This is a genomic window from Sphingomonas sp. CCH15-F11, assembly GCF_001557005.1.
Taxonomy (GTDB): domain Bacteria; phylum Pseudomonadota; class Alphaproteobacteria; order Sphingomonadales; family Sphingomonadaceae; genus Sphingomonas.
In genome coordinates this window covers 1-17155 of record NZ_LSKG01000128.1, presented here as the reverse complement: position 1 = coordinate 17155, position 17155 = coordinate 1, and the positions used below count along the sequence as shown (strand labels likewise).

Annotated in this window: 19 protein-coding genes and 1 tRNA gene; 2 read left to right on the top strand and 18 right to left on the bottom strand. The window is 65.3% G+C overall.

The genetic code is table 11. The features are described from left to right. The first annotated feature begins 67 nt into the window (after positions 1–67). Positions 68–1066, top strand: a complete 999-nt coding sequence (locus AX709_RS11595; RefSeq protein ID WP_066549461.1) for a tetratricopeptide repeat protein — start codon at positions 68–70, stop codon at positions 1064–1066. 186 nt (positions 1067–1252) lie between these two features. Here AX709_RS11595 and AX709_RS11590 read toward each other — a convergent pair whose 3' ends face one another. From AX709_RS11590 to AX709_RS11505, 18 genes are all read right to left on the bottom strand, one after another. Beyond that, positions 1253–1669, bottom strand: a complete 417-nt coding sequence (locus AX709_RS11590; RefSeq protein WP_066549459.1) for a response regulator — start codon at positions 1667–1669, stop codon at positions 1253–1255. Continuing rightward, the gene (locus AX709_RS11585; RefSeq protein WP_066549457.1) at positions 1666–1989 is read right to left on the bottom strand and encodes a hypothetical protein; all 324 of its coding nucleotides are present in this window, start codon (positions 1987–1989) and stop codon (positions 1666–1668) included. Before AX709_RS11585 ends, AX709_RS11590 begins: the two co-directional genes overlap by 4 nt. After that, positions 1979–3022, bottom strand: a complete 1044-nt coding sequence (locus tag AX709_RS11580; RefSeq protein ID WP_066549455.1) for a chemotaxis protein CheB — start codon at positions 3020–3022, stop codon at positions 1979–1981. The genes AX709_RS11585 and AX709_RS11580 overlap by 11 nt, the downstream gene beginning before the upstream one ends. 37 nt (positions 3023–3059) lie before the next feature. Continuing rightward, positions 3060–3500 (bottom strand): chemotaxis protein CheW, encoded by a 441-nt coding sequence (locus AX709_RS11575; RefSeq protein ID WP_066549454.1) that lies wholly within the window; start codon positions 3498–3500, stop codon positions 3060–3062. Positions 3501–3524: 24 nt separating this feature from the next. Beyond that, entirely contained in the window at positions 3525–3899 is a 375-nt protein-coding gene (locus AX709_RS11570) for a response regulator (protein ID WP_443026199.1), read from the bottom strand. A 16-nt stretch (positions 3900–3915) separates the two neighbouring features. Beyond that, positions 3916–4464: a chemotaxis protein CheD gene (locus AX709_RS11565; protein WP_082731764.1), complete on the bottom strand. Its 549-nt coding sequence runs from the start codon at positions 4462–4464 to the stop codon at positions 3916–3918. Positions 4465–4471: 7 nt separating this feature from the next. Then, complete coding sequence (locus AX709_RS11560) at positions 4472–5500, bottom strand: protein-glutamate methylesterase/protein-glutamine glutaminase (RefSeq protein ID WP_066478636.1); 1029 nt, start codon at positions 5498–5500, stop codon at positions 4472–4474. Then, on the bottom strand, positions 5497–6363 hold the full coding sequence (locus tag AX709_RS11555; RefSeq protein ID WP_066549453.1) for a CheR family methyltransferase: 867 nt from the start codon (positions 6361–6363) through the stop codon (positions 5497–5499). The genes AX709_RS11560 and AX709_RS11555 overlap by 4 nt, the downstream gene beginning before the upstream one ends. After that, positions 6360–8498, bottom strand: coding sequence for a chemotaxis protein CheA (locus AX709_RS11550; RefSeq protein ID WP_066549449.1), 2139 nt, complete (start codon positions 8496–8498; stop codon positions 6360–6362). The genes AX709_RS11555 and AX709_RS11550 overlap by 4 nt, the downstream gene beginning before the upstream one ends. Beyond that, positions 8495–8764 carry an STAS domain-containing protein gene (locus tag AX709_RS11545; RefSeq protein ID WP_066478641.1) on the bottom strand — a complete coding sequence of 90 codons (270 nt, stop codon included), beginning with the start codon at positions 8762–8764 and terminating at the stop codon, positions 8495–8497. Before AX709_RS11545 ends, AX709_RS11550 begins: the two co-directional genes overlap by 4 nt. A 28-nt stretch (positions 8765–8792) precedes the next feature. Then, on the bottom strand, positions 8793–10619 hold the full coding sequence (locus AX709_RS11540) for a methyl-accepting chemotaxis protein (RefSeq protein WP_066549447.1): 1827 nt from the start codon (positions 10617–10619) through the stop codon (positions 8793–8795). Between the two features lie 100 nt (positions 10620–10719). Next, entirely contained in the window at positions 10720–11343 is a 624-nt protein-coding gene (locus AX709_RS11535; RefSeq protein ID WP_066478653.1) for a response regulator transcription factor, read from the bottom strand. A gap of 396 nt (positions 11344–11739) precedes the next feature. Further along, positions 11740–11815 (bottom strand) — tRNA-Glu (locus AX709_RS11530). 67 nt (positions 11816–11882) lie between these two features. Further along, complete coding sequence (recJ, locus tag AX709_RS11525; RefSeq protein WP_066549445.1) at positions 11883–13646, bottom strand: single-stranded-DNA-specific exonuclease RecJ; 1764 nt, start codon at positions 13644–13646, stop codon at positions 11883–11885. Between the two features lie 49 nt (positions 13647–13695). Further along, positions 13696–14388 (bottom strand): prolyl hydroxylase family protein, encoded by a 693-nt coding sequence (locus AX709_RS11520; protein ID WP_066549444.1) that lies wholly within the window; start codon positions 14386–14388, stop codon positions 13696–13698. Positions 14389–14475: 87 nt separating this feature from the next. Continuing rightward, on the bottom strand, positions 14476–15441 hold the full coding sequence (locus AX709_RS11515) for an RcnB family protein (RefSeq protein ID WP_066685303.1): 966 nt from the start codon (positions 15439–15441) through the stop codon (positions 14476–14478). 98 nt (positions 15442–15539) lie between these two features. Beyond that, positions 15540–16073 carry a (2Fe-2S)-binding protein gene (locus AX709_RS11510; protein ID WP_066549442.1) on the bottom strand — a complete coding sequence of 178 codons (534 nt, stop codon included), beginning with the start codon at positions 16071–16073 and terminating at the stop codon, positions 15540–15542. Positions 16074–16121: 48 nt separating this feature from the next. After that, a complete protein-coding gene (locus AX709_RS11505; protein ID WP_066478759.1) occupies positions 16122–16883 on the bottom strand; it encodes a class II aldolase/adducin family protein in 762 nt (253 codons plus the stop codon). 77 nt (positions 16884–16960) lie between these two features. Between AX709_RS11505 and AX709_RS11500 the strand changes: the two genes are divergently transcribed. Continuing rightward, a partial coding sequence (locus AX709_RS11500) for an enoyl-CoA hydratase/isomerase family protein (protein WP_231727506.1) occupies positions 16961–17155 on the top strand: 195 nt, incomplete at its 3' end.

Sequence of the window (17155 nt, the reverse complement as noted above, 5' to 3'; positions counted from 1 at the left end):
AGTCTTTTCCCGCTCGCCGGATCGGCTATCATCATCGGTACGAAACGACATTCCGGGGGGAATCGACATGGCGCGTGCACGCGGGGCGTATGCGGGACGGCGGGATCTGCGGCGGCGGCGCATGGTCGTGCTTGGCGGCGCCATCGCGGCGCTCGCCATGGCCCCCGGCGCGCAGGCGGAGACCGCCGACTTCCTCGCGCGCTATCCCGCGCCCAATCGCGACGCGAGTTTCCTCACCCGAATGGCGGTCGACCGGGTCGCGGGTGCGGACGGCGCGCAGCTCGCCTTTGCGATTGAGGAGGCACTGGACCGCGCCGATATCGACGGCACCCGCTATTTCACCGTCATCTCGGGCGCGAGCAGGTATCGCGGCGGCGAGGCGCCCAGCGCGGATGGCGTGATCACCGGCACCGTCGCCACCGATGTCGAGGAGAACGAGGTCAAGCGCAAGGTGCGCAAGTGCGTCGAGCGCGAGGGCGGCACGCGGGAGGGCAAATGCCTGAAGGAGGCGGATGTCGACACGCTGTGCCGTCAGCGAATCGTCGCGGTCGACGTCACGCTGCGGTTGACGCGGGTGTCCGACGATGTCGTCGTCTACCGTACCGCACGTCCCGAGCGGGCCGAGCTGAGCTGGTGTCCGGGCGAACGACCCGAGCGGACGGTCGAGGACATGATCGGCGCGCAGATCGCCAGCCATGCCGCCGCTTTTCGCCACGACATCGCGCCCTATGCGGTGCGCGAAAGCATCCGGTATCGCGAAGGCCGGTCGAAGATGCCGAAAGAGATCGGCCAGCGTTTTCGCGCCGCGGTGCTCGTTTCCGAACGCGACCCTTACGCTGCCTGTGCGGCATGGCGCGGCATCGATGCCGAGCTGCCAGGCCATCCGTCGATCGCGTTCAATCTTGCGCTCTGTGCCGAAGCGGCGGGGGCGCTGGATGATGCGCTGCGCGCGTATCAGCGCGCCGCCGACATCGATCCGCGCGCCGGCGACATCCGGGCGGGAATCGATCGCGTCACACGCCGCATTGCCTTCGAGGCCGACGCCGACCGCTATCCCGCGCGCTGACGCTCGATAACGCGAGAAGGCGCGACTTCGTAGGGCAGGGCGTCTCGATCATCGTTCGTTTCGTCGTCCAGGCGTGGAGCCGCCGACCTGTCCGAGAAGGCGGCACCATCCCAGTTCGACATTCCGGCACATTCAGGCAAGCATATCCTGGAAAGTTTGGGCAGCGGAGGATAGGGGAGCGAGGGCTCACGCCGCCGCGCAGTTTCGATTTGGCCGTTCACTCGCTGCGCTGTCGATACTGGCGATCAGCGCCTGCTGGTAACTGAGCATCGCCGCGTGCTTGGGCAACCAGTGCACATTGCGATACGCGATCGCCTGATCGTGAATCGCACGGTTCTGCTCGCTCGATATCATCAGAATTGGCATCCCGTCATGGCGTGAATTACCGCGCACCATCGCAACCAGTTCAAGGCCGTCCATGGTCGGCATGTTGTAATCGGTAGACATTATGTCGAATTCTTGAAGTTCGAGCCAAGCCAGCGCCTGTCGTCCGTTCTCCGCAAACCAGGGTCGAAATATCGGGGAGGGGAGAAGGCTCGCGAGAAGATTACGAACGATTTCGCAATCGTCCACAATCAGGACGTTCAACGGCTGCCCGGTCATGGTCGAACCTCTTGTGCGGCGGGGACGGCGCAGCCGACATCGGACGCAACGGCGGCGCGGGCGAGGCGGGCCGCGAGATTGTCGAGGGTCAACCCGCTGACGGCATGGTTGCGGCACGTCGCGTCGACGAGATCGGCGAGGCAGCGTTGTTCCTGGGCGATGCGGTCGATCTGCTGCAGCGTTTCACCATGCGCCGAGACGACCGCTAAATCGTCGCACAGAATTGCGCCCAACGCATCGATCTGCGCACTCAGCGCACGCAGTTCGGAAGCGATGAGGCGATCCCACTCGCGGCGCAGGCGGGAAAGGTCATGCTGCATTTTGCACCACAGACGCCTGGGTGAGCGCAGCCGCCAGATCTGCTGGCGCGACACTGATGAGGGGGCAGGCGCTGGACGCTGCGATGATGGCGTCGGCGACGAGCGCGGTTTCGACTGACTGACCGAAGCATCTCGCGCCCGATCCATGAACCGCGGCCATTCCGGCGCGACCATCACTGCCACCACCCGACAGGATCACGGCTTGGCATTTGCCTGCCGCGGTCTTTGCGATCGAACCTAGCAGCAGGTCTGCAGAGGGACGACAGCCATTTACCGGTTCGCGATCAACCAGGCGCATTGTGCCACCCGGCCAGCGATCGATCACAACATGCCGTGTGGGATCGACCGCGATGTAAACGGTGCCCTGTTCGAGCGGTTCGTGATCCGCCGCCAGCTTCACCTTTGGCGCGATCGATCTGGACAGCTTGGCAGCAAAGGGCACGCCGAAGCCTTCGTCGATCGCGAGCATCAGGATGGTCGGCGGGCAGTTCGCAGGGAAGCCGGCGAGCATTTCGGACGCAGCCTCGATGCCGCCCATGCCGCCGACGATCGCGACGAGCGACCCGTCCCAGTGATATGTGCCCGGGCCGGCGGCAGGCCGGGCGGCTTTCTGCGCGCGGCGTGCAGCAAGATTTGTGCTGGCCGCGGTCAGCACGGTCTTGCACAGCTTGCCCACGATCTTTTCAAACTCGTCGGGCGTGGCGCGCGCCGGTTTGGGAAAGCAGTCGACCGCGCCGAGTTCGATCGCACGCAACGAAACGTCAGCGCCTTTTTGCGTAAGGGTGGAGAGCATCACGACCGGTACGGGCCGCGAGGTCATCAATTCTTCCAGAAACTCGATGCCGGTCATGCCGGGCATTTCCACATCCAGGGTCAGCACGTCCGGGCGCAGTTCGGCAATCATATCTCGCGCTTCGTCGGCTCCGTTCGCTGCACCGACCACCACCAGATCCTTGCTGCGCTCAAGCGCGTTCGTGAACAGCGCGCGCATGGTCATTGAATCGTCGACGATAAGTACTTTCTTGGCGGTCATGTGATGTATCCCGAATGGTGATCGTTACTGTTTCTGGCTACGCGGCCTCGGCGATGTCTTGACCCTGCGTGAGTTCGCGCAGGTCGAGCACCATCACCATCCTGTCCTCGATCGCGGCGAGGCCTTCGAGGAACGGCACGACGCTGTCGTTGGTGGTGGCAGGTGGCGGCTGCAGCGCGTCTGGGCCAATGGTGACGATGTCGCTGACCGAGTCCACGATCAGTCCGCGAAACTGGCCTTCCACCTGGGTCACGATGATGACGTGCCGGCTGGTCGGTTCCGACGGATGCCAACCCAGCCGTGCCGCGAGGTCGAACACCGGCAACACCGTGCCGCGCAGATTGACGACGCCAACGACGAAATGCGGCACATGCGGCAGGCGCGTGGTCGGCGTCCACGCACGGATTTCGCGGATGGCCATGATGTCGATGCCGAACACCTGTTGTTCGACTTCGAACGTGATGAGCTGACGGGTCATTTCCTTCTCCCTGCGCAAAGATGATCAGTGGGCGACTCTGCGAACGGCGGTCGCCAGCTTGGCGGCATCGAAGGGTTTGACGATCCAGCCAGTCGCCCCGGCAGCGCGCGCGCGCGCCTTCTTCTCGTCGGAGCTTTCAGTTGTGAGCACGAGGATCGGTCGGCCCTGATGCAGACCCTGGCCGCGCACCCGCTCGATCAGGCCGAATCCGTCGAGATTGGGCATGTTGATGTCGGTGATAACCACATCGTAATCAGCCACCGAAAGCCGGCTCAGCGCATCGATGCCGTCGACGGCCTGATCGACATCAAATCCCTCCGCCGTCAGCGCGTGTTTCAGCAGCGCGCGCATGCTGGCGCTGTCATCGACGGTAAGGATGCGGGTGCAGGTCATGGTCATGTCTGGTCTCGCTTGATCAAAAGAGTTCGACGTCGCCGCTCGATACGTCGTGGCGCGGCATGGGAAGGTGGGCGGGGGCAACGGCTTCGGCGACGACCCGGCAGCGGCTTTGGCCCGATGCAGGGCGAAAATCGACGCGGCGCGCACGCACTCCGCCAAGGTCGGCATGGACGAGCGCGATGCGTTCGCGTTCCAGAAACACTTTGGCGAACTGTGCATTCGCGGTGCCGATCCGCGCCATGCCGCTGTGCATGTTGGCGCCGCCATAGATCCGGGCGCGCAGTCTCGAACGTGTCGCACCATAGGCGAGCATTTCGTTGATCAGCACTTCCATCAGATAGACGCCGTAATGTTCGTCGACCGCCGCCGAAGCCTGCGAAGCCTTGGGCTCGCCAAGCAGGAAATGATTCATGCCGCCGACGCCCGCTTGGGCATCGAAAAGGCAGGTGGCGATGCAGCTGCCAAGCACAGTGGTGAGTTCGACGCGCGCGCTGTCGCTGACGCGTACCTGACCCTGCATGACGGTTAGGCGGGCCATTTTCGGGCAGGATTGGGTGGCGGTCATCAACATGTCAGGCTGCCCTTGCCAGTGCATAATCGGCGATCTGGTGAATCGGGGCGACGACACCCGCAGCACCCAGCGCGATTGCCGCCTTGGGCATGCCGAATACGGTGCAGGTCGCTTCGTCCTGAACGATGGTCTGCGCTCCTGCCCGGGCCATCGCCAGCAGACCCCGTGCCCCGTCGCTTCCCATGCCGGTCAGCAGGATGCCGACCGCATCGGCACCGAGCGTTTCGGCGACCGAGTGGAACAGGACATCGACACTTGGACGATGGCCGCCCACTTTTTCGCCGGGGCGGACACGGGTGTACAGCTGGCTTCCGCTGCGCACCTGAAGGTGGCGTTCATTGCCGCCGGCCAGATAGATGTGTCCGCGCTGCATTGTTACATCGGGCTCCGCGATGACAACGCGGGCTGCGCATTGCGCATCAAGCCGCCGCGCGACCGCTTCGGCAAAATGACCGTTGATGTGCTGGACCACCGCGACCGGCGGGCAGTCCGCGGGGAAGCGGGTAAGCAATTGCTGAAGCGCCTCTACCCCCCCGGTCGACGCACCGATCGCGATCAGTCGCGCGGCACCCCGCGCCGTGCCAAGCGACGGCATGACAGGCGCCGGGGCCTTGGCCTGCCGCGGTGCGTTGCGCACCATTGCGGCGGCACGGATCAGGTCGGCAAGCTTCCCCCCGTCGCTGGTCAACAATTCCCCGGCGCGGCCCTGCGGTTTGGCGTAGCAATCGACCGCCCCGATCGAGAGCGCGCGGGCGGTGGCATCGGCCCCGTCGCGGGTCAGCCCGGACACGATCACGACCGGCGTGGGGCGCAGGCGGATGATCTTTTCCAGGAAGTCGAGCCCGCCCATGCCCGGCATTTCGATGTCGAGCGTCACCACGTCGGGATTCAGCGACCGCATCTGGGCGCGTGCATCGGCGGCATCCACTGCGGTGCCGACCACTTCAATGTCGCTTTCGCGGCGCAGCAACTCGCTCAGCAACGCGCGCATGGTCGGCGAATCATCGACGATCAAAACCCGGATGCTCATCGTGCGGACTTTCGATAGATGGTGGGCCCAATCGGGCTGAGCAGGGCGGCGGCGGGACCTGTCACGCGTTCGCTGTGTCCGATGTAGAGCGTGCCCCCGGGGAGCAGCTGTTCGGCGAAGCGGGCGACGAGCCGTTCCTTGGTCGGTTGATCGAAATAGATCATCACGTTGCGGCAGAAGATGACGTCGAACAGGCGCGACATCGGCCAAGGACCGAGCAGGTTGAGCGTACGGAAGCGCACGACCGCGCGGGCGGCGGCCGATACCGTGGCAAGGCCGTCCCGTTCGTCAAACCACAGCTTGCGCAGGGGTGCGGGCACAGCTTCAAGCGATGCTGCGGAATAGGTCGCCTGACGCGCGCTGATGAGGGCGTGGTCGGCAATATCGCTTGCCAGGACGATCAGGTCGCTTTCCGCCATGCGGTGTCCCACGCCGCGGTCCTCCCCCAGCATCGTCGTGACGAGCGACCAGGTTTCTTCACCACTCGAGCAGCCGGCGGACCAGATGCGCACGGGCTGCCCCGCCGACAGCTTGCGCTGCAACGCGGGTCGGACATCGTCATGCAGGTGATCGAAATGATGGCCTTCGCGAAAGAAGAAGGTATGGTTGGTGGTAAGCGCGCAGATCGCCCGCTTGCGCTCGGTCTGGTCGCTTTCGATCCGCTTCACATAATTGGCAAAGGTGCCGCAGCCGGCGTTGCGGACGAGCGGCGCAAGGCGCGAATAGACCAGCATCGCCTTACCGTTTGGCAGGACGATGCCGACCTCGCCGTGCACGATGTCGCGCACAGCTTCGAAATCGGCGGTGCGATAGACGTCGGGACTGATTCCCGGCATCCGGTCGAGGGCGAGCGCGGCGTTCATGCGGCGGCCCTGAGCGGGCTTGTGACCGCGTTCGACACGAGCGCGTCCACGTCCACGATGAGTGCGACGCGACCATCCCCCAATATGGTCGCGCCGGCCACCCCGTCGACCGGGCGGTAATGGGTGTCGAGGCTCTTGATCACAAACTGGCGCTGGTCGCAGATCGCATCGACCTGAAGCGCGGCCCTTCCGGCGATCTCGGTATCGACGACGATCAGCACCGACTGGCACGGATCGGCGACCGCGCCGTTCGCGTTTACCGCCCGGTCAAGCGGAAGGATCGGGATGAACTTACCGCGCACGTCGAGCATCGTGCGATCGGTCCCGAGCCGTTTTACGTCGCCCGGTTCAGGGCGCAGGCTCTCGACCACATGCGCAAGCGGCACGACCAGCGTCTGATCGCCGACCGTGACAATCATGCCGTCGGATATCGCCAGCGTGAGCGGCAAAGCGAGCGTGAAAACGCTGCCCGCGCCGGGAGTCGATTCGATGCTGATTCGACCGCCCAGATCCTTCACGTTCTGGCGCACCACATCCATTCCGACGCCGCGGCCGGAGATGTTCGATACGGTCTGCGCAGTCGAGAAGCCGGGCGCGAAGATAAGGTTGTCGATTTCTTCGCTCGACAGTGTGGCGTCCGCAGAAACCAGCCCGCGCTCGACCGCCTTTGCCAGCACGCGTTCGCGATCAATGCCTTTTCCGTCATCACTGACACGGATGACAATGCGACCGCTGCGATGTTCAGCGGACAGGCGCAGCGTCCCCTGGGGTGACTTGCCGGCGGCGACCCGATCCGCCGGGGGTTCGATACCGTGATCGACCGCGTTGCGGATGAGGTGGGTGAGCGGTTCGCCGAGCCGTTCAATGACGGTCTTGTCGAGCTCGGTCGCCTCTCCACTCACTTCGAGCGTCACGCGCTTGCCGGTCGTTCCCTCGAGTTCGCGCAGCATACGCGGCACGCGGCTGAATACCGATCCGATCGGCTGCGCGCGGATGCCCATTGCGTTTTCCTGGATGTCGCGGGTCAGCCCGTCCAGCATCGCCAGTTCCTCGATCCCGGCCAGTCCGTGACCGGAAAGCCGCTGGGCCATCATGGCCTGCGCGATCACCAGTTCGCCGACGGCATCGATCAGCCGGTCGAGCTTGATCAGGTCGATGCGGATCGACTGGCCGCCTGCCGCCGGTGCCGCTGCGGCGGCCGCGGGGACCGGGCTGGACTTGGTTTCCGGAACGGACGGCGTCGTGGCGACCGCCGGGACTGCAACTTCTGGTCCGGCGATGGCAGCGCCGGTCGCGGCCAATGACGCCGCCATCGACACGGTCGATTCGGAGGATTTCTCCGCATGTCGCTGCGCTTCACCGCTAGCGATGGTGATGACGAAATCGTCGCCGAAAAAGTCGAATATCTCCATCACGGCATCGTCGGATACCGTGTCCGGCAGGCTGTATGTCCAGGCGAGGCAGGCAGCGGCACTGCGGAACTGTTCGAGCGCGGGTACGGCGGCGCAGTCTACCGCGGTACAGATCGCACCCAAGCGAACGAGCTCGCGCAGCAGCAGAACCGGCTCCCCGCCATTCTGCATCGCGGCATCAAGTGGTCGGATATGTGCCGAACGGCCGCCGTGTTCCGGCGCGACTTCCGCAGCGATGTCGCCGAGCATGGCGTCAAGGTCGAAGTCGAGATCGGCGACATCGCCCACGGCGGGAACGGGTGTCGAAGCGGCGTGCGTTACCCCTTCTGTGGGGTGTTCAGGAGCTGAACCGCTTTGGGCCGCAGCCAGTCGCTTCAGCAATGCTGCATCATCGGGCGGTCCGTCATTGCCGCGTGCCGAAGCAACATGATCGTTCAGCACGTCGAGCGCGCGCAGCATCAGGTCGACCAGTTCCGGTCCGAGGGTGACGGTTTCGTCGCGCACGTCCGAAAGCAGTGTTTCGAACCCGTGCGTATAGTGCTGAAGCGCCGTGAACCCGAATGCCCCCGCGCCCCCCTTGATCGAATGTACCGCTCGGAAAATCGCGTTGATCGTATCGGCATCGTAGCTGCCGGCACGGCAGGCATCGAGCGCGGTTTCGGCAGCCGCCAGCGCTTCTTCGCATTCAAGGAAGAAGATTGCCTGGATTTCGTCGCTCGTCATGCCGCCGCCCCGAAAAGAAGCGTGTCGAGGCCGGTAACGGACGCAATGTCCCGCAGCGGATCCGACGCGATGATCGACAAGGCCCGGTTGCCAGCATCCGCGCTTTTCCGCGCGCTGACGAGCAGCTGCAGGCCAGCCTGTCCGATCTGCACGACATGGCTGCCGTCGATCGTGGTCGGGCCGGATGCGAGTGCGGCGATCAGCTCGGGAAGAACTGCGTCGACCGCCGTCGCGTCGCACCGCGCGGGTAGCGCAATGATGTGCATGATCCTGTTCCTTGCCCCCGGCGACCGATCAGAATTCCGACCAGTCCTCGTCATCCACGGGCTTCATCGCGAGGTTGCCCTGCACGACCGGCGCGCGGCGCGGCGTGCGGCTACGGCGGACCGGGGCCGGCATCGCTACCGGCATTTCCTCGACACTGCCCGTGCGGAAGCGGGCGACGAGGCTGGACAGTTCGTCGGCTTCCCCGGCCAGGCTGCGTGCGGCGGCGGTCGATTCTTCGACCATCGCGGCGTTCTGCTGTGTCATCTTGTCCATCTCGCCCACTGCGCCATTTACCTGTTGCAGGTTGGCCGACTGGACTTCGGCGGATTCGGCGATCGCGGTGATCAGCGCGCTGATCGCGCCGACGCGTTCGACGATGCGGTCGAGAAGCGAGCCGGTTTCGCCGACGAGCGTCACGCCGTCGCTGACCTGCTCGCTGCTGGTCATGATCAGGCCCTTGATGTCCTTGGCGGCGTCGGCGGAGCGCTGGGCAAGCGCGCGTACTTCGTTCGCGACCACCGCGAACCCCTTTCCGGCATCACCGGCGCGGGCGGCTTCCACCCCGGCATTGAGCGCGAGAAGGTTCGTCTGGAAGGCGATACCGTCGATCACGTTGATGATCTGGCTGATTTCCTGAGACGATTTCTCGATCGCGCCCATCGCGCTGACTGCGCGCCGCACAACCTGCCCACCCTCGGTCGCTTCGCGGTGCGCCTGGGCAATCGAGCCGTTGACCTCCGCGGCACTGCGCGCGGTTTCCTGAACCATGCGGGTAACCTGGTTCATGGCCGCCGCGGTTTCCTCAAGGCTTGCCGCCTGCTGTTCGGTCCTGAGTGCCAGATCATCGGACGCGGCGCGGATTTCGGAAGCGCCAGTGTGGACGCTGGATGCCGAGCCTGACACGCGCGCGAGAATGGTCGCAAGTCCTTCCACCGTCTGATTGAAGCTCGTGCGCAAGGTTTCATATTCACTTGCAAATGGGTGATCGATGCGATGGGTCATGTTGCCATCGGCGACCTGGCGCAGACCGGCAGCGAGGTCTTCCACGACCTGACGCTGCTTGCTTTCGGCCTCGGCCTGCGCCTTCGACGCTGCCCGAAACACTTCGATAGCCTGGACCATTGTGCCGATTTCATCCTTGCGGCCGTTTCCTTCGACCGCGACGTCGAAATCGCCCTCTGCCATTCGGCGCATGGCGTCGGCGGTTGCCGATAGCGGGTTCAGCGCATTGCGGATCAGATAAAAGATTCCACCGACCAGCATGGCGACGATCAGGACGCCGAGCACGCTGAGCCACAGGATCGTCGAACCGAGGGTCGCGTGGCTATCCTCGCTCAGGCGAGTTTGGGCCTCGCCAGCCGCGACCACCAGCTTGTCGATCTCCGCACGATGGCTGGCATAGTCGTCGGTGAGACGCGCATAGCTGGCCTGTGCTCGGTCCATATTGCCGCCGGCGACGGCGGGCAGAAGCCGCTGATTCAGTTCGGTCCAGAATTCTATTGCCTTCGCACCCGATCGATTCAGGATCTGCTCTTTCAGTGCAGGCGGGAGGTCCGATGATTTCCAGTAGGCATAGCGATCATTGAACTGCTGCTCGAGTTCGGCCAGGCGCTTTTGCCGGTCGGGAAGCGTCGACGGGTTCGCGACCAGCAGCGTCGCCTCGAGATAGGGTTCGATCACATATTCGGGCGGCGGAAGAATATCCGCGGTCAGGTCACTGACCTGCTGGTTGCGCCGATCCATGTCGCCGCCGAAGCGGATCTTGTCGATCTGTACACTGGTGAAAATGACGGACACGGCCATTGCGCCCAGTATGACGGCACCCCCGACCTGGCCCTTGCCCTTGATGCTCATGTCTACCTCATCCCTATCCCGGAAACTGTGTCGGGAAGCGTAGGGCGATGGCCGTAACCAGAGCGTTTTGGGGGGCGTACGTAGTTTCCGCAAACTGCGGTTAAGGCAATTCCTGCAGAATATACGGGTTGGCAAGAACCGCCATGCGAACCGCGGCGGACAAAGATTCCGCGCCGATTTTCGCCATCAGACTGGCGCGGTGAACCTCCACCGTACGCGTGCTGAGCGACAGGCGGTCGGCGATCACCTTGTTGGGCAACCCGTCAACCATAAGGTCGAGTATTCCCAGTTCGCGATCGGTCAGACGGTTGATCCGTTTCATTGCCTCCGCCCTGGCTGCGAGTTTCGCGCGCGTTTCCCAGAGCGACTCAAGTGCCGATTCAATGCAGTCGACCAGGGCGTCCGGATCGATCGGCTTTTCGAGAAAGTCGTAAGCGCCCATCTTGATGCACTTTACGACATCGGCGACAGCCGGCCGACTTGTCATCAGGATGGTGGTGAAACGACCTTCCTGACGGTGAATCGCCTCAAGGACATCAAGGCCGCTCATGCCGGGCATCTTCATGTCCAACATGAGCACGCCGCCTGCCAGATCGGGAAGGGCGGCGATGAAATCATTCCCGGCGCGGAAGGGGAACAGCAGCAGGTCCGGAATGCCCGAAAGGACATCCCGCAGCAGATTCCGAATGATATCGTCGTCATCGACGAGGTAGACTGCCCGCATCTTATTCCTGGTTGCTCACGTCAACGCGATTTGCGCCGATCGAACGTGCTATGGCCGGGAGCAACGGGTCAAGCCAAACAAGCGGTCGACCCGCTCGTTGGGCTGGTCCGGCTGCAGATCGCCGGCGTCGTGTTTTATGGCCGGCGGCAGCGGCGCAACCCAGCCTAGGCGGTGCTGCTCCCGGTGCGGTGCGCGCGCAGATGACGCGGGTCAAAGCCTAGGCCAGCGTCAGCAGCCAGGCGGCGCTGGTCTGATCGATCCGGCTGAACGCTCGCCCGGCGGCAACAAGCGGGGATTTGCTCGGGATGGGCGCCTATGGTCCATAGGATAAACCTTGGGAGCCGTTTTCACCACATCATGCGGAACGGCGCAGTTCCGATACTCTCAGCTTGACGATGGTGACCCCTACGGGACTCGAACCCGTGTTTTCGCCGTGAAAGGGCGACGTCCTAGACCGCTAGACGAAGGGGCCATGCCTTGGCTGGTCGGGCGCACCTATAAAAATGATCCGCGGCGGTCAAGCGATCCTTTTCGACCGCCTACTCCGCCCATGCCGCATCGTCGAGATGCAGTTCGGCGGCGGGGCGCGCGCCCCAATCGTCGCGCCGCGCACGTCCCGCCACCCAAAGCCGGCGATGGGGCGGGGCGGCCAGGAGCGCCTGGCCGAGCAGCGTGACGGCGCTGCGAAACGCCACCGCCTTGAGCGTCGCGCCGTCGTCACCCGACAGGATGGCGCGGACATGGCCGGTGCCGACCACATCCGCCTTCACCACGCGCACCGGGCCGGCGGCGACGCGCGGTGCGGGCCAGCCCATGCCATAGGGCCCACCCTGTTCCAGCGCATCGACCAGCACCGGGTTGACCGCGCGCGGCGCAAGCACGGCGTCGACCAGCAGCGCGCGCCCGATCCCGGCGCGCGCAACCGCGTCGCCCAGGCGCGCGTCGAGGAACGCGGTGAGCGCATCGACCTGGTCGGCAGCGATGGTCAGCCCGGCCGCCATCGCGTGGCCGCCGCCGGCGATCAGCAGACCGGCTTCCTTCGCCGCCAGAATCGCCGCACCCAGGTCGACCCCCGCGACGGACCGTCCGGACCCCTTGCCGATGCCCTGTTCGTCGATCGCGATGACGATGGCCGGCCGACCCAGCTTTTCCTTCAGCCGCCCCGCGACGATGCCGATTACGCCGGCATGCCATCCCGGCGCCGCGACGACCGCGACCGCATGCGCCGTTCCGCCCGCCAGCGTCTCGGCGGTCGCCTGCACCTCGCCCTCGATCGTCCGGCGCTCCTGATTGAGCTGGTCGAGCTCGGCGGCGATTCGTCGTGCCTCGTCGGGATCGTCGGTGGTCAGCAAGCGTACGCCCAGGTCGGCGCGGCCGACGCGCCCGCCGGCGTTGATCCGCGGGCCCAGCGCGAAGCCCAGGTCGCTGCAGCTCGGTGCGCGCGTCAAGCGGGAAGCTTCGATCAGCGCGTTCATCCCGATATTGCGCCGGGCGGCCATGACCTTCAGCCCCTGTGCGACAAAGGCGCGGTTGAGCCCGCGCAGCGACGCGACGTCGGCCACCGTGCCGAGCGCCACCAGGTCGAGCAGGTCGAGCAGGCGGGGCTCGGCCCGGCCGCCAGCGAACCAGCCGCGCGTGCGCAGCACCCGCAGCAATGCCGCGCCGAGCAGGAAGGCGACGCCGACCGCGGCGAGGTGGCCGTGTTCGGCGCCTTCCGCCTCATCCAGCCGGTTCGGGTTGACCACCGCATGCGCGACGGGCAGCGCGGCTGCGCATTTGTGATGATCGACGACGATCACGTCGACTCCGGCGTCGCGCGCCATCTCCAGCGCCTCGAACGCCTGTGCGCCGCAATCGACCGTGACGATCAGGTCCGCGCCCTCGCGCTTCAACCGCACCAGCGCCTCGCCCGAGGGGCCATAGCCCTCCATCAGCCGGTCGGGGATATAGGCGCGCGCCGCCAGCCCCAGGTCGCGTAACAGGCGGATCAGCAGCGCCGCCGATGTCGCGCCGTCGACGTCGTAATCGCCAAAGATCACGACGTTTTCGTTCGCGGCGACGGCGTCCGCGATCCGTTCGGCCGCGCGGTCCATGTCGCGGAAGATCGACGGGTCGGGCATGAATGCGCGAATGCTGGGCGCACGATGGCGATCGAGATCCTCGCGCGCACAGCCACGCGCCAGCAACAGCTGGGTGACCAGATCGTCGGGCGTGTAATCCGCGCCGCCCGTGTCGTTCGCCAGGCCGCGCCACTGCCAGGGCTGGCCGAGGATCGATTGCCGGATGTTGAGGATCGCTGACATGGCTGCCACCGGGGCTAGGCGATCGCGCGGGCGCGGTCCAGCACGGGGATCATTTGATCCAGCTGCCCTCGCGAAACCATTTGGTGACGATGTATTTGACCCCGCGCGTGACCGCGACCCCTTCGTGGAGCGTCGCTTCGTTGGGGCTGCCGTCTTCGCCCATGTTGTTCCAGGCGACGAGCAGGCCGCGTTCGGGCTTGAAACGCACGCCTAACCGCGGGAACCAGGTCGATCCCCCATCTGACACGTCATTCAGATAGACCATCGCCGTCCAGGTGCGCTGGCCCCCGAACGGCTTCATCGTTTCCCAATAGGGCTCGTTCTCGTTGAAATAGTCGTGGTGGGCGCGGAACTGCTGGCCGGGCGCATATCGCTGGCCCTGGATCGTCTCGCCCTGCCGCGGTTCCATGCCGAGCAGGTCGGCGATCGCCTCGTCGATCGGCTGGACGTCGGGCGACCAGCGATCGAGGTCGCAGCTGTCGCTCGTCCGGAAATAGGGGTCGTTGCTGGTCGACAACAGCGTCGATTTGCGGCGGCCCGCGTCGATCAGGTCGATCAACAGCCGGCATTGCGCCGGCGACAGATAGTCGGGGTGGGTGAACATCTGTGCGCCGTCGACAGGCACGCGGCGCATGCCCGGGGTCGCGGCCAGTCGCGCCGCAACCTGCACGCCGATGTCACGGCGCGCCGGCGACGGTGGGCCGGGACGGGCAGGGGCTTTGCGGCGGCGGGACCAGAACATCGTCGCCGACCCTGCACAAAGCCGCCCCCGAAACGCAAGAGGCCCGACGTCGCCGCCGGGCCTCCGCGCTTCGCCATCCGGCGATCGTCACCAGAAGATATCGTACTCGACATCGACGACGCGACCCGACCGGATGTCGATCAGCAACGCGTCATTGTAATAGCGCACCCAACGGTACGGACCAAAGGCCGGCGGCAGGCGATAGTAGAACGGATCGTCGATCCAGTATTGCGGAGCGAACAGCAGCGAGCCGAGCGTCAGGCCGATGGAAAAGCGGCGATAGCCGTAATTCCAGCCGTTCGGCGCGTAATAGCGCGGCAGGCGATAGAGGTTCCGATTGCGGCCGCGCCAGTCGCGCCAGTTGTACCGATTGTCGCCGCGCCAGCCGCGATTCCAGTCGCGCCGGTCATCCCAACCGCGCCGATACCGCTGGTCGTCGCGCCAGTCGCCGAAGCGGCGGCCGTTCCAGTCGCGACGATCGTTACGGAAATCGCGTCGGTCATCCCGGAAATCGCGGCGGTTGTCGCGGAAATCGCGACGATCATCGCGAACGTCGCGCCGGTCATTGCGGAAATCGCGGAATTCGCGACGGTCGTTGCGAAACTCGCGCCGCTCGCCGGCAAAGTCGCGGCGATCGTCGCGCCGCTCGTTACGGAAGTCGCGACGATCGTCCTGGCGATCCGCGCGGAATGCTTCGCGCGTCACCTCTCCCCGGCGGAAATCGCGCCGGTCATCCTGACGTTCGCGGGCGAAGTCGCGGCGATCGTCGGCACGATCCTGACGAAAGGCGCGCCGATCCTCGCCGAATTCCCGGCGCTCCTGACGAAATTCGCGGCGCTCGGCTCTCGCTTCGTTTCGCTGCTGACGAAAAGCCGGACGTTCCTCGCCCGCTTCGCGGCGTTCGGCGGCGCGGGGCGCCCCCCCGCGGTCGACGCGCTCGGCACGTTCGGGGCGAACGCCACGCCCGCCACGACCGTCACGATCCTGGGCAGTGGCAGCGATGGGGGTCAGCGCGGTGGCGCCGATCAACAGGCTCAAGAGGATATTTCGCATCGTCACGTCTCCGTGGCACGATCGCCACATGCCTGTCGTCTACCCACGCTGCGATGACCCGTTTCTGAATTACGTTGACAGCAATCAGAAAGGAAAGCTCAAGGCCGCAGGGCCGGTACGCTGCGCGCAGCTTCGCGCGGGTCGATGCCCGGCTGGGCCGGCACCGGGATAGTCTCGTCGCCCCGCGCGATCCGGGCCGCCATCTGGACCGCGTCGACCAGGCGTGGATAGATGCCGCACCGGCACAGGTTGCCGAGCGCGTCGACGATGTCGGCTTCGGACGGGTCGCGATTGCGCCTCAGCAGGACCGCCGCCGCCATGACGATGCCGGGCAGGCAATAGCCGCATTGCGACACGTTGGCCGCGATCATCGCCTGCTGGACCGGGTGGTCGCGTTCGCGCGACAGGCCCTCGATCGTGGTGACGAACGTCCCCTCGATCGCCGCGATCGTCACCTGGCACGATCGCACCGCCTGGCCGTCGATATCCACGGTGCACGCCCCGCAATCGCCGGTGCCGCAGCCATATTTGGTTCCGGTCAGGTTGGACGCGTCGCGCAGTGCCCAAAGCAGCGGCGTCGCGGGATCGAGCCGGTATTCGACCGGCTGGTTGTTGACGGTGAAACGGGTCATCGCGGTTCCGGATAGCGCAGGATCGGACCGCGAGGAACCCGCGCCCGATCAGTCGCGCCAGCTGCGGTCGATGCGGTCGACCAATCGCACCATCGCGGCGAAATCCGCCGCGCCCGCGCCGCCGGGGATCTGCACCTTGTGCAGGTCGCGCTGATGGATGGCCACGACGTCGGCGGGAACCTCGATCGGCGTGCCCATCGACGCGGTCGCGACCTGGATCTCGCACGCGCGCTGTAGCGACCAGTGCTTGATAAAGGCTTCGGGCAGTGTGCGCCCCATCACCAGAATGCCGTGGTTGCGCAGCAGCATCACGCGCTTGTCGCCCAGATGTTCGATCAGCCTTTCGCCCTCCTCGGCGCGCACCGTCACCCCCTCGAAATCATGGTATGCGATCTGGCCAACGAAGTTGCAGGCATAGAAGTTGGTCGGGCGCAGGCCGCCTTCGACCGCGCTCACCGCCATGCCGGCGGTGGTATGGGTGTGCATGATGCAATGCGCGTCGGGCAGGTGGCGGTGGAACAGCGCATGCTGGGTGAAGCCGGCGAGGTTGACCGGGTGCGGGTTCAGGTCGAGCTTGTTGCCGTCGATGTCGATCTTGACGAGGTTCGACGCCTTTACCTCGCTGAAGTGCAGGCCAAAGGGATTGATCAGGAACGCGCCGTCCTCGCCCGGCACCTTCAGCGTGATGTGGTTATAGATCATCTCTGACCAGCCGAGCATGTCGAAAATGCGGTAACAGGCCGCGAGCTGCTGGCGCGCATCGCGCTCCGCATCGCTCATCGTCGCGGGCGACTTGATCGCGGTGGCCATGATCTTCTCCATCCGACATTGTTTCGAAGATGCAGTATGGCATAGGGGGCGGGGAACGATCAATTGGAGGCAGGGTGATGAGCGAAGCGATGATCCGGGTCGAACGCGATGGCGATGTGCTGGTCATCTCGCTCAATCGTCCGGATCGCCTGAATGCCGCGCCGACGGCGATGTTCGACCAGATCCGCGATGCGCTCGCCGGGCTCGACGGGGCGCGCGCGGTGCTGATCCGGGGGGAGGGGCGGGCGTTCTGCGCGGGCGCCGATGTCGGG